The organism is Streptococcus sp. AM28-20 (assembly GCF_003603595.1).
Lineage (GTDB): Bacteria > Bacillota > Bacilli > Lactobacillales > Streptococcaceae > Streptococcus > Streptococcus ilei.
Genome location: NZ_QTNK01000002.1, coordinates 369,806 through 390,982, shown reverse-complemented (window position 1 = coordinate 390,982; position 21,177 = coordinate 369,806). Strand labels below are relative to the sequence as shown.

The 21,177-nt window shown below is 42.2% G+C and carries 8 protein-coding genes; all 8 read left to right on the top strand.

Annotated elements, in window-relative coordinates; all coding sequences use genetic code 11:
• Positions 1–238 precede the first annotated feature (238 nt).
• A complete protein-coding gene (locus DW738_RS06970) occupies positions 239–10,093 on the top strand; it encodes an SspB-related isopeptide-forming adhesin (RefSeq protein ID WP_123160671.1) in 9,855 nt (3,284 codons plus the stop codon).
• Positions 10,094–10,261: 168 nt separating this feature from the next.
• The gene (locus tag DW738_RS06965; protein ID WP_023024568.1) at positions 10,262–11,128 is read left to right on the top strand and encodes an ABC transporter permease; all 867 of its coding nucleotides are present in this window, start codon (positions 10,262–10,264) and stop codon (positions 11,126–11,128) included.
• The gene (locus DW738_RS06960) at positions 11,125–11,883 is read left to right on the top strand and encodes an ABC transporter ATP-binding protein (RefSeq protein WP_123160670.1); all 759 of its coding nucleotides are present in this window, start codon (positions 11,125–11,127) and stop codon (positions 11,881–11,883) included. Before DW738_RS06965 ends, DW738_RS06960 begins: the two co-directional genes overlap by 4 nt.
• 568 nt (positions 11,884–12,451) lie before the next feature.
• Entirely contained in the window at positions 12,452–12,940 is a 489-nt protein-coding gene (locus DW738_RS06955; RefSeq protein ID WP_123160669.1) for a hypothetical protein, read from the top strand.
• A gap of 213 nt (positions 12,941–13,153) precedes the next feature.
• Positions 13,154–14,815 (top strand): ribonuclease J, encoded by a 1,662-nt coding sequence (locus tag DW738_RS06950; protein ID WP_023024562.1) that lies wholly within the window; start codon positions 13,154–13,156, stop codon positions 14,813–14,815.
• Between the two features lie 73 nt (positions 14,816–14,888).
• Positions 14,889–15,671, top strand: coding sequence for an alpha/beta hydrolase family protein (locus DW738_RS06945; RefSeq protein WP_123160668.1), 783 nt, complete (start codon positions 14,889–14,891; stop codon positions 15,669–15,671).
• A gap of 98 nt (positions 15,672–15,769) precedes the next feature.
• On the top strand, positions 15,770–17,230 hold the full coding sequence (gene gltX, locus DW738_RS06940) for a glutamate--tRNA ligase (protein ID WP_120701531.1): 1,461 nt from the start codon (positions 15,770–15,772) through the stop codon (positions 17,228–17,230).
• A gap of 187 nt (positions 17,231–17,417) precedes the next feature.
• A complete protein-coding gene (locus tag DW738_RS06935; protein ID WP_279387286.1) occupies positions 17,418–21,149 on the top strand; it encodes an LPXTG cell wall anchor domain-containing protein in 3,732 nt (1,243 codons plus the stop codon).
• The last annotated feature ends 28 nt before the right edge of the window (positions 21,150–21,177 follow it).

The window sequence follows — 21,177 nt, the reverse complement described above, 5'->3', positions numbered from 1 at the left end:
TCAACTTTTTTCTATATTATTAAGAACAAAAAGTGTCAAAAAACGAATGATAAAAAAATGGACTAAATGGGAAAAAAAGTAAAAAAATGTTAAAAAATAGAGGGAAACTTCATCTGAATATTCAGAAAGTTTTACGGTAAGTAACAACTTTGATATATTTAGTTGACGGTGATGAACAAGTTTGATAATATTTGTTATGTATCAAACAATAAAAATATGAAAAAGGAGATACAAATAAATGAAGGAAATGTTTAATAGACGTCAGCGCTTTTCTTTGCGAAAGTATAGCGTTGGCGTTTGTTCTGTATTACTAGGGACAGCGCTTTTTGCTGTCGGAGCTCCGACAGTAGCTGCGGAGGAAGCTAGTAAGTCTACTGACACAAGCCAGGAAACAGCAGCAAGCGTTCAACCTAAGCCGACTCAAGCGGCGCCAGATACTGCTACTGTAACGCCTGGTAAAACTTACGCTGAAGGAGCACCTGCACCTAAGGTAGATCTTTCAGACTCTGCTTTAGCAACTGAAGCAAAAGCGGCAACGGAAACTCCAGCTGCACCTGAAGTAAAACCAGCTGTAGAAGCAACTCCAAAAGCAGAAGTAGCTGCAAAACCAGCAACAGCTGAAGCAGGTGTTACTGCAGAAGAAGCTGCTAAACCAGCAACAGCTGAAGCAAAACCAGCTGTAGAAGCAACTCCAAAAGCAGAAGCAACTGCAAAACCAGCAACAGCTGAAGCAGGTGTTACTGCAGAAGAAACTGCCAAACCCGCAGAAAAAGCTGAAGAAGCAAAACCAGCTGCAGCTGAATCAAACAAGCCACGCGTACGTAGTCGTCGTGCTGCTACAGACCACAATAATGAGCCGGTTGCTGTAGCAACTTTCCTAAAAGACGGTGAAGTTGCTACACCTGATATGGCGGATCCTAATGGTGCAAGTGTTCGTTCACAAACAGTACCATCAGGATATGCTACTAAAGAAGGCGATGTCTATACTTATAGTATCGTAGACCTCACTCGCTTTAATGAACGTTACAATACAAACTACTACACACGTGCTTACAAGGGATTTAATGATTCTACTGATACTACTGTAGAATTAATTGATAAAAATACAGGTAATGTAGTAGAAACTAGAAAAATTACTGCATCTAGTGGTATTCAAAAATTCACTACTACTGCTACTGCATCTAGAGGAGAATTAACTTGGCAAGTTGATTACGATCCAGGTACAGGAACTGGTCCTGGTAAAACGGACCAACCATTTATTCAATATGGTTATGAAGTTGGGGCAAGTATCCAAGCTTTGGTAGCTCCTGGACATAACCTTACTACTGAAGAACAAAAATTATACGATGCTGTTTATGCAGCTCGTACATCAACAGATATTATCAACGTTGTAGAACCAGCTTATAACGGTCGTACAATTACAGATACCAATGCCAAGATTCCGCTATCAGTTAATAAAACAACTTACTATAAAGTAGTTGATAAAAACAACCCTACTTTCAACGCCAATAAAACGGATGTAACTGTTCAAGATTATAAAGAAAATGGCAATGAAGTAGACTTGGCTTCATACACTCTTAAAGCTATGGAAGGTCAAAACTTCACAGCATCTGGAGAACGTCAATTCGATGGTTACAAATTGTATCAAGCAGCTGATGCAAAGGATCAATCAGGTTATGTAAGTCGCCCTTACAAAGTTGGAACTAAATTCATGGACGCTGAGCGTGCAGGAATTAAACGGATTAAAGAAATCGTAGGTGAAGATGGAACAGTAGTTGTTCGCGTTTATCTTCTAGATCCAAAACAACAAAGCAAACGTTCTGATGGTACCTTAAGCACAGATGGCTATATGTTGCTAGCGGAAACGAAACCAATTAAACCAGGTGATTATAACAAACAAGAATTAGCTGTTAAAAAATCACCTCTTAATACCATTCCTTTCACAGATAGCAAAGGTGTAACCTATGCAAATGGTAAGGAAGTTCCATTCGACTTCCAAAAAGCTGCTGGATATACACCATATAAGACTGTCTTTGTGCCATTCTTAGGAGATAATATCGGTCACCTTTCTCCAAATGAACAATTGGTTCGTGGAGTAAATGGTATTGGTACTAACGTTGACTTGCTTAACTCTTTGACACCTTATAAACAACCTGTTTATTACTATGTCAAACAAGAACCTGTAACAGTTACTCCAGAAGTTGAAAAACAATTGGAAGGACGTGTGCTTGTTAATGGTGAATTCGGTTTCAAGATTAAAGAAGTCAATGAAAACAAATCACTTCCTTCATATGAAGAAAATGTTACAAACAAAAACGGTAAAGCGACATTTAGTAAATTAAGCTTCAATAAAGTTGGTACCTACAAATATACAATCTCTGAGATTGCAGGTTCAGATGCAAACGTTGATTACGATGCAATGACCGTTACGATGACAGTTACTGTTACAGAAAACTCTAAAGGTGATTTGCAAGCTTCAGTTAAATACAGTGGTGCTGGTGGTTTTGCTTCAAGCGCAGATGATAAGATCTTCAACAACTATGTTGTAGCACCAGTTAAGACTAAATTCGACTTTACTAAGAAATTAGCTGGACGTGAGCTTAAAGACGGCGAATTCAAATTCGTTCTTAAAGATGCAAACGGACAAGAAGTTGAAACAGTAACGAACAAAGCAGACGGAACTGTAACATTCACAGAATTATCATTCGATAACTCTAAAGTTGGTACTCACACTTATACTGTAGAAGAAGTGATCCCTGCAGCGAAAGAAGCTGGAATGGTGTATGATACTATGAAAGCTACGATTACTGTCAAAGTTGCTAAGAACGGTCATACACTTACTACGGTAACAAGTGTATCATCAACTGGTGGTGTAGATGATAATGGAGCATCAACTGATGGTACTGAAGATAAAGTATTCAACAACAAAATCACTCCTCCGGAAACTCCTGAGTTCCAACCAGAAAAATTCGTCCTTAAAAAAGAAAAATTTGACCTAACAGGTACAAAATTAATGGACGATGACGATGAGCTTCAGGATGAGTACACAGAAACAAATGCAAATCCGTATGCTGATCAAACCAAGAACAACGAAGCGGAAAACATCAATACGAAGACTGTTGAACGTGGTGATAAATTAGTTTACCAAGTATGGTTGGATACTAAGAACTTCACTGACAAGAACAACATCCAATCTGTAGGTATCTCTGATACATACGAAGCAAATAAATTGACTGTTAACGTTGCTGATATTAAAGCTTACGATAGCGTAACAGGAGCTGATGTAACATCTAAATTTGATATTACAGTAGCTAACGGAGTCATTACAGCTACATCTAAAGCTTCTATGAACAAATCTTTAGGTGATGCTGCTAACACTCAAGTTATCGATACAACTAAATTTGCATTTGGTCGCTACTACAAATTTGATATCCCAGCTACAGTTAAAGCTGATGTTCCTGGTGGGGTAGACATCGAAAACAAAGCCAACCAAATCGTTCACGTTTACAACCCAGTAAGCAAATCTGTCGAAACTCCAGAAAAACCAACTCAAAAACGTGTGAACTCTGTACCAATCACTGCAGAATTCAACTTCACAAAACGTTTGGAAGGTCGTAAACTTAAAGCTGGCGAATTTACATTCGAGTTGAAAGACAGCGACAATATTGTGATTGCGACTGCAACCAACGATGCGGATGGTAAGATCAAGTTTGCTCCAGTAGAATACACAAATAAAGCTGGTAAAAAAGTTACTGCCCTTAAATACACGAAGAATGAAGAAGGTACGTACACTTACTCTGTAACAGAAGTTAAAGGTGCAGACGCAACTGTTACTTACGATACAATGAAGGCAGAAGTAACTGTAACAGTATCTCACGACGGTACAGCTAAAGCATTGGTTGCTAACGTAACTGAACCAGCTGACAAAGAGTTCAACAACACAGTAACTCCTCCAACAGAACCTAAGTTCCAACCAGAGAAGTATGTGTTGAATACAGCGAAATACTCTATCACTGATAACAAACTTCTTGATGATGATGCTGAGTTGGCAGACAAGTACGCAGATACTAATACGAACCCATACGCAGACCAAACTAACAACAACGAAGCAGAAAACATCAATACTAAGACTGTTAACCGCGGAGATAAGATCTACTATCAAGTATGGTTAGATACAACTAAATTCTCAGCAACTAACAAAGAAAATGTTCAAACTGTAGGAATTACTGATGACTTTGATGAAACTAAAGTTGATGTAGATTCTTCAGCAATTAAAGCATATGACTCTGTAACAGGAGATGACGTAACAAACAAATTTGACATTAAAGTTGAAAATGGAGTAATGACAGCAACACTTAAAGCTGGATTCACTAAGTCTCTAGGAGATACTGAAAATACTCAAATCATTGACACAACTAAATTTGCATTTGGACGTTACTACAAATTTGATATTCCAGCAACAGTTAAAGCTGATGTTCCAGCTGGAGCAGATATCGAAAATACTGCAGCTCAAGTAGTAAACTACTACAACCCAGTAACTAAGAAAGTTGAAAAACCAAATAAACCAACTGAAAAACGTGTAAACAGCGTACCAGTACAAGTAGAGTTCAACTTCACTAAGAAATTAGAAGGTCGTGAACTTAAAGCTAACGAATTCAGCTTCGTACTTAAAGATTCAACAGGTAAAGTTGTTGAAACTGTAACTAACGATGCTGACGGAAAAGTTAAGTTCTCAGCTATCGAATTCAAGAAAGAACAAGAAGGAGTTCACAACTACACAGTTGAAGAGGTTGCAGGAACAGACGCTACTGTAACTTATGACACAATGAAAGCAAATGTAACTGTAACAGTATCTCACGACGGAACAGCTAAAGTTCTTGTAGCTACTGTAGGAGACATCGCTGACAAAGAGTTCAACAACACAGTAACTCCTCCAACAGAACCTAAGTTCCAACCAGAGAAGTATGTATTGAATACAGAGAAATACTCTATCACTGATAACAAGCTTCTTGATGATGATGCTGAGTTGGCAGATAAGTACGGAGATACAAATACTGATCCATATGTTGACAAAGACACCAACAATGAAGCAGAAAACATCAATACGAAGACTGTTAACCGCGGAGATAAATTAGTTTACCAAGTATGGTTAGATACAACTAAATTCTCAGCTGACAACAAAGAAAATATCCAATCTGTAGGAATCTCTGATAACTACGATGAGGCTAAATTAGAACTTGATGTTACTAAGATCAAAGCTTATGATTCAGTATCTGGTAATGATGTAACAGATAAATTTGATATCGTTGAAAACAACGGTGTGATTACTGCAACCCTTAAAGCTGGCTTCACTAAGTCATTGGGTGATACAGAAAATACTCAAATCATTGATACAACTAAATTCGAATTTGGACGTTACTACAAGTTTGATATCCCAACAACAGTTAAACAAACAGTTAAAGCTGGTGTAGATATCGAAAACACTGCTGCACAAGTAGTCAACTACTACAACCCAACAACTAAGAAAGTTGAAACTCCAGAAAAACCTACTCAAAAACGTGTGAACAACGTACCAGTACCAGTAGAGTTCAACTTCACTAAGAAATTAGAAGGTCGTGAACTTAAAGCGAACGAATTCAGCTTCACACTTAAAGATGCTGACGGTAAAGTTCTTGAAACAGTTAAGAACGACGCTGACGGAAAAGTTAAATTCTCAGCTATTGAGTTCAAGAAAGGTCAAGAAGGAACTTACAACTACACAGTTGAAGAGGTAGTAGGAAGCGATGCAACTGTAACATACGACCCAATGGTCGCTACTGTCAAAGTTGTGGTATCTCACGATGGAACAGCTAAAGCATTGGTTACAAACGTAACAGACGCTGAAGACAAAGAGTTCAACAACCGTGTAACTCCTCCAGAAGAACCTAAGTTCCAACCAGAGAAATACGTTCTTTCTGAAGAGAAATACGATATCACTGGCGACAAGCTCGTTGATGACGATAAAGAGTTGGCAGACAAGGTCGCAGACACAAATGCGAACCCATATGCGGACGATGCATCAAACAACGAAAAACAAAACTTGAACACTAAGACTGTTAAACATGGCGACAAGTTGGTTTACCAAGTATGGTTGGATACAACTAAATTCTCTGAAACTAACAAAGAAAACATCCAATCTGTAGGAATCTCAGATGACTACGATGAAGCGAAGTTGGATCTTGATTCTACTAAGATCAAGGCTTACGATTCAGTAACAGGTGCAGAAGTAACAGATAAATTCGATATCGCTGTGGACAACGGTGTGATCACTGCAACTCTTAAAGCTGGCTTCACTAAGTCACTTGGCGATGCAGAAAATACTCAAGTTATCGACACAACTAAATTCGCCTTCGGACGTTACTACAAGTTCGACATCCCAACAACAGTGAAAGCTGACGTTGCGGCTGGAGTAGACATTGAAAATACTGCGGCTCAAGTAGTCAACTACTACAACCCAACAACTAAGAAGGTTGAAACTCCAAACAAACCTACTCAAAAACGTGTAAACAGCGTACCGGTACCAGTAGAGTTCAACTTCACTAAACGCTTGGAAGGTCGTGAGTTGAAAGCTAACGAATTCAGCTTCGTACTTAAAGATTCAACAGGTAAAGTTGTTGAAACAGTGAGCAACGACGCATCTGGTAACGTTAAGTTCTCAGCTATCGAATTCAAGAAAGAACAAGCAGGCGTTCACAACTACACAGTAGAAGAAGTAGCTGGAACAGACGCAACTGTAACATACGATACAATGAAAGCGAATGTAACAGTAACTGTTTCTCACGACGGAACAGCTAAAGTTCTTGTGGCAACTGTTGGCGACATCGCTGATAAAGAGTTTAACAACCGTGTAACTCCTCCGGAAGAACCTAAGTTCCAACCAGAGAAATACGTTGTTTCTGAAGAGAAATACGATATCACAGGTGACAAGCTCGTTGATGATGACAAAGAACTGGCAGACAAGTACGCAGATACAAATGCGAACCCATATGCGGACGATGCATCTAACAACGAAAAACAAAACTTGAACACCAAGACTGTGAAACGTGGCGACAAGTTGGTTTACCAAGTCTGGTTGGATACAACTAAATTCTCTGAAACTAACAAAGAAAACATCCAATCAGTAGGAATCTCAGATGACTACGATGAAGCGAAGTTGGATCTTGATTCTACTAAGATCAAAGCTTACGACTCAGTAACAGGCGCAGAAGTAACAGATAAATTCGACATCACAGTTGAAGGTGGAGTGATCTCTGCAACTCTTAAAGCTGGCTTTACGAAGTCACTTGGAGACGCAGAAGATACTCAAATCATCGATACAACTAAGTTTGCATTTGGACGTTACTACAAGTTCGACATCCCAACAACAGTGAAAGCTGATGTTCCTGGTGGTGTAGACATCGAAAACACTGCGGCTCAAGTAGTGAACTACTACAACCCAACAACCAAGAAAGTTGAAAAACCAAGCAAACCAACTGAAAAACGTGTAAACAACGTACCAGTACAAGTAGAATTCAACTTCACTAAACGCTTGGAAGGCCGTGAGTTGAAAGCTAACGAATTCAGTTTCGTACTTAAGAATTCAGCAGGAGAAGTTGTTGAAACAGTAAGCAACGATGCATCTGGTAACGTTAAGTTTTCTAAACTTGAATTCAAGAAAGAACAAGCAGGAGTTCACAACTACACAGTTGAAGAAGTGAAAGGAACTGACGCAACCGTTACATACGATGCGATGAAAGCGAATGTAACAGTCACAGTGAAACACGATGGAACAGCTAAAGTTCTTATCGCGACTGTTGGCGACATTGCGGATAAAGAATTTAACAACCGTGTAACACCACCTGAAACTCCAGAATTCAACCCAGAGAAATACGTTCTAAACAAAAAAGAATTTGATTTAACTGGAACTTCATTATTGGATGATGATAAAGAGTTGGCAGATAAGGTCGCAGATACAAATGCGAACCCATATGCGGACGATGCATCTAACAACGAAGCTGCGAATATCAATACTAAGACTGTTAAACCAAAAGATAAATTGGTTTACCAAGTATGGTTGGATACAACTAAATTTGATGCAGCTAACAAGAACAACATCCAATCAGTAGGAATCACAGATGACTACGATGAGACTAAAGTTGATGTTGAAGCTACAACTATTAAAGCCTACGACGGTAAGACTGGTGCTGATGTAACAGATAAGTTCGATATCGTTGTGAACAATGGTGTGATTACTGCAACCCTTAAAGATGGCTTCACTAAGTCACTTGGCGACGCAGACAACACTCAAATCATTGACACAACTAAATTCGAATTCGGACGTTACTACAAGTTTGAGATCCCAGCAACTGTTAAAGCTGATGTTGCAGGTGGAGTAGACATCGAAAATACTGCGGCTCAAGTAGTGAACTACTACAACCCAACTACTAAGAAGGTTGAAAAACCAAGCAAACCAACTGAAAAACGTGTCAACAGCGTACCAGTACAAGTAGAATTCAACTTCACTAAACGTCTAGAAGGACGTGAATTGAAAGCTAACGAATTCAGCTTCGTACTGAAAGATTCAACAGGTAAAGTTGTTGAAACTGTAAGCAACGATAAAGATGGTAACGTTAAGTTCTCTAAACTTGAATTCAAGAAAGAACAAGCAGGAGTTCACAACTTCACAGTTGAAGAAGTGAAAGGTACTGACGGAACTGTTACTTATGATAAGATGAAAGCAGTAGTAACTGTAGAAGTTAAACATGACGGAACAGCGAAAGCTCTCATCACTAACGTAACAGATCCAGCAGACAAAGAGTTCAACAACAAGGTGACTCCACCAGAAACTCCAGAATTCAACCCAGAGAAGTATATCCTGAATGAATCTAAATTCGATATTACAGGTGACAAACTTGTTGACGATGATAAAGAGTTGGCAGACAAGGTAGCGGATACTAATAAAGATCCATATGCCGATAAGGTTGATAACAACGAAGCTCAAAATATCAATACGAAGACACTTAAGAAGGGTGATAAAGTATACTACCAAGTATGGTTGGATACAACTAAGTTCACTGAAGCGCACAATATTCAATCTGTAGGTGTAACAGATAAATATGACAGCGAAAACTTAGACGTCAACGTAGCAGAAATTAAAGCATACGACTCTGTAACTGGAGAAGATGTGACAGCTAAATTTGATATCAAGGTTGAAAATGGTGTGATTACTGCAACTTCTAAGACAGACTTGACTAAGTCACTTGGAGACGCAGAAAACACTCCAGTAATCGACACTGCTAAATTGGCATTCGGACGTTACTACAAGTTTGAGATCCCTGCAACTATCAAAGCAACAGCTAAAGATGGTGTAGATATCGAAAACACTGCTTCACAAACTGTTCACCAATACGATCCAACTAAGAAATCTGTTGAGAAACCAGAAAAACCAACAGAAAAACGTGTCGTTAACATCCCAACTAAAGTTGAATTTAACTTCACTAAGAAACTTGAAGGACGTGAGCTAAAAGAAGGTGAATTTAGCTTCGTACTTAAAGATAAAGATGGAAAAGTTATTGAAACAGTTAAGAACGATGCATCAGGAAACATCAAGTTCTCTGCATTAGAGTTCAAACGTGGAGAAGAAGGAACTCACACTTACACAGTGGAAGAGGTTAAAGGTACTGACGCAGGAGTTGAATACGATAAGATGGTAGCTACAGTAACAGTAACAGTTACTAAAGAAGGCAAAGTCTTAACAACAACTTCTCAATTACCGGAAGATACTGAGTTCAACAACAAGGTAATTCCACCGAAACCACCAGTAACACCACCAACACCACCGGTAACACCACCAACACCACCGGTAACACCGCCAACACCACCGGTAACACCGCCAACACCACCGGTGACACCACCAACACCACCGGTGACACCACCAACACCACCGGTAACACCGCCAGCACCAGAACTTCCTTCTACTGGTGAAGAACAATCAGCTTCTGCTGCATTGTTAGGCGCTGCTCTTGGTTTGGTTGGACTGGCTGGTCTTGCAAGACGCAAGAAAAACGAAGACTAAACAAGTGGTAGAAACCAACGATTCACACTAGGATCGTAAATGGTTTAGTTTTCCACAAGGAGGCCTCGCTCTAAGGAGTGGGGCCTTTTTGTTATTTCTTGAAAACATTGAAATCACGTCTGGCAATATGATACAATAGAGGATATTTACAATAGTTAGGACAAAGGTATGCTTATTTCGATTATTTCACAAGGCTTGATCTGGGCTATTTTAGGGCTAGGAATCTTTATGACCTTCCGTATTTTGGATTTCCCAGATATGACCACAGAGGGCTCCTTTCCACTAGGGGGAGCAGTCGCAGTAACCTTGATCACCAAAGGGGTTCATCCTTTATTAGCCACTCTAGTGGCCGTAGGCGCGGGGTGTTTGGCTGGATTGGCTACAGGTCTACTTTATACCAAAGGGAAGATTCCGACGCTCTTATCGGGGATTTTGGTGATGACTTCCTGTAACTCAGTCATTCTCTTTGTGATGCAACGGGCCAACCTAGGCTTATTAGGATACTCAAAAATCCAAGATATGATTCCTATCGCCAGTGGCGTAAACGAGATTATCATTGGGATCATCTTTGTGACCTTAGTGATTGCTGCTATGCTTTTCTTTTTAGATACTAAACTGGGGCAGGCCTATATTGCGACAGGGGATAATCCTGAGATGGCTAAGAGCTTTGGGATCCATACCAGCCGGATGGAGTTGATGGGGTTAGTGGTTTCTAATGGGATTATTGCCTTGTCAGGTGCCTTGATGGCCCAGCAAGAAGGCTATGCAGATGCTTCTCGAGGGATCGGGGTTATCGTCGTTGGCTTGGCTAGCTTGATTATCGGAGAGGTCCTTTTCTCAAAACTGACCTTAGCAGAACGTTTGCTCAGTATCGTTATTGGATCGATCATTTATCAATTCTTGATTTGGGCAGTGATTGCTATTGGGGTCAATACTAGCTACATCCGTATCTTTAGTGCTATCATCTTGGCTATCTGTCTCATGATTCCAACCTTTAAAGAGAAACTGCTGAAAGGAGTCAAACTCAGCAAATGACCGCAATTATAGAATTAAAAAATGCCACCATAGTGGTGAATAATGGCTTGAATGAAGAAAAAGTCATTTTGGATAATGTCTCTTTGGAGATTCATGAGCATGACTTTATCACCATTCTTGGGGGCAATGGTGCTGGGAAGTCAACTCTCTTCAATACCTTGGCTGGGACCCTTCCGCTGACGAGTGGTCAAGTCTTGATCAAGGGAGAAGATGTGACAAACTATGGTCCAGAAAAACGGGCAAAATACCTATCCCGTGTCTTCCAAGATCCAAAGATGGGGACAGCGCCTCGTATGACAGTGGCTGAAAATCTCCTGATTGCAAAATTCCGAGGAGAAAAGCGGGGTTTGGTTCCTCGTCGCCTTGCCCACTACAAAGACGAATTTAAAGAGGTTTTGAGCCAGATTGGCAATGGTTTAGAGAGGCATGTCGATACGGCGGTAGAATTCTTATCTGGCGGGCAACGGCAAGCTCTGAGCCTTTTGATGGCTACCCTGAAACGACCTGAACTCTTACTCTTGGACGAACATACAGCTGCGCTCGATCCCAAGACGAGTCAAGCCTTGATGGAGCTGACGGATCGTTTTGTCAAAACAGATCGACTGACTGCCTTGATGATTACCCACCATATGGAGGATGCGCTCAAGTACGGAAATCGCTTGATTGTTATGCAGGATGGAAAGATTATCCAGGACTTGAATCAAGAGGAAAAGGCTAAGATGGCCTTGTCTGATTACTACCGTTTCTTTGAGTAAATTTAGAAACTAGTTTCAGTGTGTAATCGCTTGCAATACCGATATTAAAGGAGTATACTATAGGTGAAGATAAGGGAGAAGGGGTTGATACCAATGCCTTATAGATTCATACATTAGGTTACTTCGCTTTAGGTCTGTCTTCGCTGACACTTGATTGTGCTTTTTATAAAAAAGCTAGAACGTCGGAAATGTTAAATCGGTTGAGCCGTCAAGTAAGTCTGCTTAACTTACTAAATGACATTGAAATACGTGGAAATAGTAGTGGAAGCTTTAGATGGTTTTCGAACTTCGGTATGCTCAACTGAGTGCTTTGTAACAAAACTGAAAGAGAAATTGCAAAGAAAACCACTGGTATGTAAAAACGTACCATGAATAGAAATGAAAATCATAACTGTTGTTTTCGTTAGCCTAAATGGTTAATCGCCTCTTGTCAGTGAAGCAGACCAGACCTCTAGTCCCGTAAGACTGGAGGTCTTTTTGTCTGTCATGGTAGAAAGTCGAGGTGAGGGCAGTGGGATTGCCGTATGCACATGAATATAGCTGTCGAGCTCACTTTAAAGAAAGAGCAATGGAACGATTTGGAGTCGATGAAGATCGGTTGAGACGCTGGGTCAATCAACACGTGCCCTCGCTTCATCATTTTGATAGCAGTTTTGATCAACGGCCCGATACGGAAGCCTATGTAGCAGAGGACGGTGTCGTCTTTGTGTGTGATCTGAAGAATCGGGAATTTATTACCTGCTTCCAAGCTGTCAATTTGACGGTGGATGAAGAGCAGAAGGAGGCCTGTCAAGATATTCATCGTGAGAATGTGCTAGCCTATAAACATAGTCAAAGCAAGCTCCTGAATCGCTATCGCTTGAAAGAAGCCAAAGAGTTACTAGCCAATATTGAAGAGCATCTGGATCGATTTTATAGCTTGTCTCAAACCCTTAAGAAGGGGGCTCTCAGCGATCGGAATTACCAGCATTTGGAAGAACTGCTAAATGAGTTTCACGTGATCAAGGCGGCGATACGGGTGATTGAGAATAAGAAAAATGATTATCATACGGACTAGTGTTTCTTTACCAAGCTGACAATCTAGGCTCTTGATCTTCGTCTTAATAAAGGGTCCTCTATCAGATGATGGAGGGCTTTTGTTTGATCTGATTTTTGAAAAAATCGTGAAAAAATAGTATAATGTTCTAGATATGCAAGAAATTTGCAAAACTGTAATTCGACTTGGTGAGCCAAGGACCGTAAGTATGAACCATCACATAAAGGAGAAAACATGAGTAACATTAAGTTGATTACTTTAGGTGGAGTCCGTGAAAACGGGAAAAACCTCTACATAGCTGAAGTAAATGACTCTATTTTTGTTTTGGATGCTGGACTCAAGTATCCAGAAAATGAGCAACTAGGGGTCGATGTTGTTATTCCCAACATGGACTACCTCTTTGAGAATAGCGATCGTATCGCAGGAGTCTTTTTAACGCACGGGCATGCGGATGCCATCGGAGCTCTTCCCTATCTTTTAGCGGAAGCTAAAGTTCCCGTATTTGGGTCGGAGTTGACCGTCGAGTTGGCCAAGCTCTTTGTCAAGAGCAATGACAGTGTCAAGAAGTTCAATGACTTCCATGTGATCGATGCCAATTCAGAAATTGATTTTGGAGGAACCGTTGTTTCCTTCTTCCAGACCACCCACTCCATTCCAGAAAGTTTAGGAATTGTCATCAAGACTCCTGAGGGAAATATCGTCTATACAGGAGACTTCAAGTTTGACCAAACAGCGAGTGAGTCTTATGCGACAGATTTTGGTCGTTTAGCAGAGATTGGTCGTGAAGGGGTGTTGGCGCTCCTGAGTGATTCTGCCAATGCAGATAGCAAGATTCAAGTTGCTAGTGAGCAAGAAGTTGGAGATGAAATCCTAGATACCATTGGGGACTGGGATGGCCGTGTCATTGTTGCTGCTGTTGCTAGTAACCTATCACGGATCCAGCAGGTCTTTGACGCAGCTGCAGAGACAGGGCGTCGGGTTGTTTTGACTGGATTTGACGTAGAAAATATCGTCCGGACAGGGATTCGTTTAAATAAGCTTTCTTTGGCCAACGAAAAATTGTTGATCAAGCCAAAAGAAATGTCTCGTTTTGAGGATCATGAATTGATTATTCTTGAAACTGGACGTATGGGTGAGCCGATCAACGGACTTCGTAAGATGTCCATTGGCCGTCACCGTTATGTCGAAATCAAGGATGGTGACTTGGTCTATATCGTAACGACTCCATCTATCGCCAAAGAAGCGGTTATGGCACGTGTAGAAAACATGGTCTACCAAGCAGGCGGAGTAGTGAAACAAATTACTCAAAGCTTGCGTGTATCAGGACATGGAAATGCGCGTGATTTACAGTTGATGATCAACCTCCTTCGTCCCAACTATCTGTTCCCAATCCAAGGGGAATACCGCGAATTGGATGCCCATGCACGGCTTGCTATGGAAGTGGGGATTTTGCCTGAAAATATCTTCATTCCGAAGAAAGGCACCATCATGGAATATGACAATGATGACTTCGTTCCTGCCGGTAGTGTCTCTGCTGGAGATGTCCTCATCGATGGGAATGCCATTGGAGATGTTGGGAATGTCGTTCTCCGTGACCGGAAAGTCCTTTCAGAAGATGGGATCTTTATTGTGGCTATTACGGTTAACCGTCGTGAGAAACGCATCATCTCGAAGGCAAAAGTTCATACCCGTGGCTTTATCTATGTGAAGAAGAGTCGCGATATCTTGCGCGAAAGTGCAGAGATTGTCAACCAAAGTGTGGAAGAATACTTAGCTCAGGACAGCTTCGACTGGGGTGAGCTCAAGGGTGCTGTTCGTGATAGTTTGGCTAAGTACCTCTTTGACCAGACCAAACGTCGACCAGCTATCTTGCCAGTAATCATGGAAGTACGCTAGGATGAACATAAGAGGAAAAGTCGATCGTCGGCTTTTTCTTGTCAAGGAAGAAAGAAATGGTGAGGAAAGATAGATGGCAGTAATGCAGATTGAATACTATTCAGAAGCGCTCGCAATGGAGTGGGGGATCAACGTCCTCTATCCAGATGCGTCTCGAGTGAAAAATCCGGATGATCAAGATATCCCGGTCCTCTATCTCCTTCATGGGATGAATGGCAATCAGTACTCCTGGTTGAAACGGACCAATGTGGAACGAATCCTACGTTCGACCAATTTGATTGTCGTCTTGCCTAATACCAATAATGGTTGGTACACGGATACTCAGTATGGTTATCCCTACTACACAGCCATTGCAGAGGAATTGCCTAAGACCTTGGCGCGTTTCTTCCCCAATATGACCAAGAAACGGGAGAAGACCTTTATCGCTGGTCTATCGATGGGGGGCTATGGATCTTTCAAACTGGCCCTTCAAACCAATCGCTTCTCCCATGCCGCTAGCTTTTCTGGTGCTCTTAGCTTTGAGGGGCGTCAACTGGCAGACACCGACCTTGGAAGTGCAGCTTACTGGAAAGGGGTCTTTGGAGAGCTAGAAGATTGGACGACGAGTCCTTACTCCTTGGAAAGTATTGCGGACAAGTATTCAGATAAAAAGACGGTCTTATGGGCTTGGTGTGGAGAGCAAGATGCTCTGTATGAGGCCAACAATACAGCTGTGGATCATCTGAAGGACCTCGGATTTGATATCACCTATAGCCATGGGCCAGGAAAACATGAATGGTTTTATTGGGAGCGGCAGTTGGAGCATTTCTTAGCAACCTTGCCGATCGATTTTGAACTAGAAGAACGACTCGATTAGGAAGCTACTCCTTCGGAGATATGCTATAATAGAGTGAAAAGTGCCTGGGCCAGTTAGATGAGAAGCCCAGAATCAATGAACAATTAGGAGAAATATACGTGACTAAAGATATTCGTGTGCGTTATGCACCAAGTCCAACTGGACTACTACACATCGGTAATGCCCGTACTGCATTGTTTAACTACTTATATGCGCGCCACCATGGTGGAACCTTTATCATCCGCATCGAAGATACGGACCGTAAACGCCATGTGGAAGACGGCGAACGTTCCCAACTTGAAAACCTTCGTTGGTTGGGCATGGACTGGGATGAAAGTCCTGAGACGCATGAGAACTACCGCCAGTCTGAGCGTTTGGAACTCTATCAAAAATACATCGACCAACTCTTGGCTGAAGGAAAAGCCTACAAGTCTTATGTAACAGAAGAAGAGTTGGCAGCGGAACGTGAACGTCAAGAAGCTGCAGGTGAAACACCTCGTTACATCAACGAATACCTTGGTATGAGCGAAGAAGAAAAAGCAGCTTATATCGCTGAACGTGAAGCGGCGGGTATTGTTCCTACAGTTCGTTTAGCTGTTAATGAGTCAGGTATCTACAAGTGGCATGATATGGTCAAAGGCGATATCGAGTTTGAAGGTGGCAATATTGGTGGTGACTGGGTTATCCAAAAGAAAGATGGCTACCCAACTTACAACTTTGCCGTTGTCATCGATGACCACGATATGCAAATCTCTCACGTTATCCGTGGAGATGACCACATTGCCAATACACCAAAACAGCTCATGGTTTATGAAGCGCTTGGATGGGAAGCACCTGAGTTTGGTCACATGACTTTGATCATCAACTCTGAAACGGGTAAGAAGTTGTCTAAACGTGACACCAATACCCTTCAATTTATCGAAGATTACCGTAAGAAAGGTTACCTTCCAGAAGCAGTCTTTAATTTTATTGCTCTTCTTGGTTGGAACCCTGGTGGAGAGGACGAGATTTTCTCTCGCGAAGAACTGATCAAACTCTTTGATGAAAATCGCCTTAGCAAGTCTCCAGCAGCCTTCGACCAGAAGAAACTAGACTGGATGAGCAACGACTACATTAAGAGAGCTGACTTGGCAACTATCTTTGAAATGGCCAAACCATTCCTTGAAGAAGCAGGTCGTTTGACAGACAAGGCTGAGAAATTGGTGGAACTCTACAAACCACAAATGAAGTCGGTGGACGAAATCGTTCCATTGACAGACCTTTTCTTCTCAGACTTCCCAGAATTGACAGCAGCTGAGCGAGAAGTCATGGCTGGTGAAACGGTTCCGACTGTACTTGAAGCCTTCAAAGCAAAACTCGAAGCCATGTCAGACGATGAGTTTGTGGTAGAAAATATCTTCCCACAAATCAAAGCGGTTCAAAAGGAAACAGGTATCAAAGGGAAAAATCTCTTCATGCCGATCCGTATCGCTGTTTCAGGGGAGATGCATGGACCAGAACTACCAGATACCATTTACTTACTTGGTCGTGAAAAATCTATCCAGCACATTGAAAAAATGTTGGAAGAAATTGCAAAATAGGATTCAACTTTTGAAAATATGCTGTTCATTTCTAAAAAGTCATCAATTCGATGGCTTTTTTTGCTGAGATAGAGCATAGATATAGCCAAAATGATTGAAAATAGGATTCAATCATGTATAATCAAGAGAGAATAATTTTTGAGGAGAGAGGGGCACCCTTACCTTGCTAAAAAAAACATGGAATAGAGTGACGAGATTTAAATTAGTGAAATCGGGAAAACATTGGATTCGAGTAGCCTGTTCGAATGCTTCTTTTTTGCGCTCTAAAAAAGGAAGAGATGTTTCCAATCATTCTAGTATGGATGCGCCAAGATCTATAGCCTTAAAAGGTTTGATTGCTACTGGTTCTATTATGGGTGCTACGTCAATCGTGCATCCGACGGATGCTGATGAGCTAGCAGGTCCAACTTTACAGTCAGAAATAGCTTCGGAAGTGGGAGTAGTAGGTAAAGATAGCTTAGTGCTGAGCAGTGTGGGACAGTCGTCAACGACGAGTCTGTCTACGAGCGAGTGGTCTCCATTAGACTCACAGAGTGGCTCTCTTTCTACTACTTTGTCCATGACGCATTCAGAAGTACGCTCTACTTCAATGACGGAAGCTAGCGTCCTTTCAAATGGGAATCAAAAGGCTGTAGCCGTCTCAGATCCTGCTCGGGAAAAACAGCTTCAAAGTATTGCCCGGGATCTTTATTCGTATATAGAGCAAGCGAAAGAATTGAAGGATGGAGAAGGACTTGTGTTGGAAGCGGAAGGAGCTCTAGAGACGATCCGTAACCAATTAGCCGATCCGAATCAAGATGGAAAGGTGACTCTTCTTCAGGCGAAATCTGCTCGGAATCGCTTGGTCAATGCTGTGTTAAGAGAGCAATCAGGGAAGAGAGATCCGCGTACAGGTAGTGCCTTAGAAGAGGACAGTGCATTTCGTACTCCATTTGTCATGAGTGGTCCGGCAAATAATCATCTGATTACAGCTTATAATTCTGATCCGATTAAGTTGCAATATATTGTGAGAGAGCAGAATGGTGGCGTTATTCTCACCTATATGGGCTATGCTCCCAACAGTGAACGGGTTGATGGGGTTCTCGTTCCCAACGCAACCTTGAAATCGCCTTTTGCTCCCATGTTGATCGAAGGGAAAGTCGGAGGTACAGAGGTTGTCGAACCTGGGAAAACTTATACAATCACGGTTCGTTTTACCAATTCTAGAAATCAGTTCCTCGACCGTTCTTTCCGCATTAAAGTCTTACCTCAAAATGATGGCATCCGAAATCCGATTGCTCCGGTGACTTCTAATACTCAAGTGACCGATTTGACCAATCTGACAGAGTCTGAAAAAGCGCAGGTTTGGGAAAAGTTCAAGGAGGCAAATCCACGTCTCTTGGCGTCTAAAGATTTTAAGAGCTATTCAGTCTCTGCAACTGGAGAAATTACGGTTGTCTTCAAGGATAATACGTCTAATACTGTGAAAGTACCTTTGACAGAGGATCCTCGAACGCAGTCGCTCTCGGTGAGTTATTCACAGAGCGTATCTGAAGCGCAAAGTACTTCTCAAATGCGGTCACAATCGGCTAAGCTATCAGAGTCTTTGTCTGAGAACTATTCAGAATCGGAGAGTGCTTCAACATCAATCGTCGCTTCTCAAAGCACCTCGCTTTCTACAAGTCTCTCGGTATCAAAAGCAGCATCTCAATCTTTGAGTGTTTTAGAATCAGAAAGACTTTCAGAATCTGCTGTGGCCTCAGAGAGTGAGTCTACATCAGTCAGTGTGGTGGTATCTGAGAGTCAGTCAACATCTGTAAGTGGTTCAAAATCTTTGAGTACCTCTGTTTCCACGAGTGCTTCAGTTTCGACCTCAGAATCCGAGTCGATCAGTCAGTCTGTGTCGGCAAGTGTTTCAGACTCAGTCTCGAAATCCATGAGTACCTCGATTTCTTTCAGTGAGTCAGTTTCGACCTCTGAGTCAGAGTCAATCAGTCAGTCTGCGTCGGCAAGTGTTTCCGAGTCAGTCTCAGACTCGTTGAGCACTTCGGTTTCTGCCAGTGAGTCAGTTTCGACTTCTGAGTCAGCGTCGATCAGCCAGTCTGCCTCGGCAAGTGTCTCAGAGTCAGTCTCCGAATCCTTGAGTACCTCGGTTTCCTCCAGTGAGTCGGTTTCGACCTCTAAGTCAGCGTCGCTCAGTCAGTCGGTATCGGCAAGTGTCTCAGAGTCAGTCTCAGGATCGTTAAGCACTTCGGTTTCCTCCAGTGAGTCATTTTCGACCTCTGAGTCAGCGTCAGTCAGTCAGTCGGCATCGGCAAGTATTTCGGAGTCGGTTTCAGACTCGTTGAGCACTTCGGTTTCCTCCAGTGAGTCAGTTTCGACCTCTGAGTCAGCGTCGATCAGTCAGTCTGCCTCGGCAAGTATTTCGGAGTCGGTTTCAGACTCGTTGAGTACTTCGGTTTCCTCCAGTGAGTCAGTTTCGACCTCTAAGTCAGAGTCGGTCAGTCAGTCTGTATCGGCAAGTGTTTCGGAGTCGGTTTCAGACTCGTTGAGCACTTCGGTTTCCTCCAGTGAGTCAGTTTCGACCTCTCAATCAGAGTTGTTCAGCCAGTCGGTATCATTAAGTATCTCCGAATCAGTTTCAGGATCGTTGAGCACTTCGGTTTCCACAAGTGAGTCAGTTTCGATTTCTGAGTCAGAGTCGGTCAGTCAGTCGGTGTCATTAGGTATCTCCGAATCAGTCTCAGGATCGTTGAGCACTTCGGTTTCCACAAGTGAGTCAGTTTCGATTTCTGAGTCAGCGTCGATCAGTCAGTCTGCCTCGGAAAGTATTTCGGAGTCGGTTTCAGACTCGTTAAGCACCTCGGTTTCCACAAGTGAGTCAATTTCGACCTCAGAATCCGAGTTGATTAGGCAGTCAGCGTCGGTAAGTGTTTCAAAGTCAGTCTCCGAATCCTTGAGTACCTCGGTTTCCACAAGTGAGTCAGTTTCGATTTCTGAGTCAGAGTCGGTCAGTCAGTCTGCCTCGAAAAGTATTTCGGAGTTGGTTTCAGACTCGTTGAGTACTTCGGTTTCCGCCAGTGAGTCATTTTCGATTTCTGAGTCAGCGTCGATCAGCCAGTCGGTGTCAGTAAGTATCTCCGAATCAGTCTCAGGATCGTTAAGCACTTCGGTTTCCGGCAGTGAGTCAGTTTCGACCTTTGAGTCAGCGTCGATCAGTCAGTCTGCCTCGGAAAGTATTTCGGAGTCGGTTTCAGAATCGTTGAGTACCTCGTTTTCCGCAAGCAATTCAGTTTCGACCTCTCAATCAGAGTCGATCAGCCAGTCTGTATCGGCAAGTGTTTCAGCATCAGTCTCCGAATCCTTGCGTACCTCGTTTTCCGCCAGTGAGTCGGTTTCAACTTCCCAGTCCGAGTCGACAAGCCAGCTAACATCAGCCGTGTTATCAGAGTCAGTCTCCAAATTAATGAGTACCTCAATTTCTGCAAGTGAATCTATGTCGGCTTTCCAATCTGAGTTGGCAAGGAGTTCAGATTCTATCTCGAGTTCCTTGAGTCAATCTGCTCCAATAAGCGGGTCTGTCTCAACATCGGAGTCTAGGTCTGAATCAGTCAGTCTAACCGAGTCGTCATCGGAATCCTTGAGCGGTTCAATCTCAACTAGTGAAACCCTTTCAGAATCCTCATTTGACTCACATAGACACTTAGAGTCAATCAGTCATTCTCAGTCTCTTTCAAGGTTGAATTCAACAAGTGAGGCTCAATCTGATGGGGCTCCGGGATTACTCATCCAGTCCCTATCCAACAAAGAAAGCTCTTCGAAAACCGTTCTTCCGGCAACTGGTGAAAAGAGATCTACAGCATCAACCTTATTTGCTACTCTTGCATCTTTCATTGGACTAGCTCTATTGGGGCGCCGTAAAAAAGAAGAGGAAGAATAATGATATTTCTCTGTGAGGAAACCCCCGT

Excerpts from the sequence above, each read along its gene's own strand:
- DW738_RS06970 (WP_123160671.1), top strand. The coding sequence starts at position 239 with ATGAAGGAAATGTTTAATAGACGTCAGCGCTTTTCTTTGCGAAAGTAT.
- DW738_RS06965 (WP_023024568.1), top strand. The coding sequence starts at position 10,262 with ATGCTTATTTCGATTATTTCACAAGGCTTGATCTGGGCTATTTTAGGG.
- DW738_RS06960 (WP_123160670.1), top strand. The coding sequence starts at position 11,125 with ATGACCGCAATTATAGAATTAAAAAATGCCACCATAGTGGTGAATAAT.
- DW738_RS06955 (WP_123160669.1), top strand. The coding sequence starts at position 12,452 with ATGGAACGATTTGGAGTCGATGAAGATCGGTTGAGACGCTGGGTCAAT.
- DW738_RS06950 (WP_023024562.1), top strand. The coding sequence starts at position 13,154 with ATGAGTAACATTAAGTTGATTACTTTAGGTGGAGTCCGTGAAAACGGG.
- DW738_RS06945 (WP_123160668.1), top strand. The coding sequence starts at position 14,889 with ATGGCAGTAATGCAGATTGAATACTATTCAGAAGCGCTCGCAATGGAG.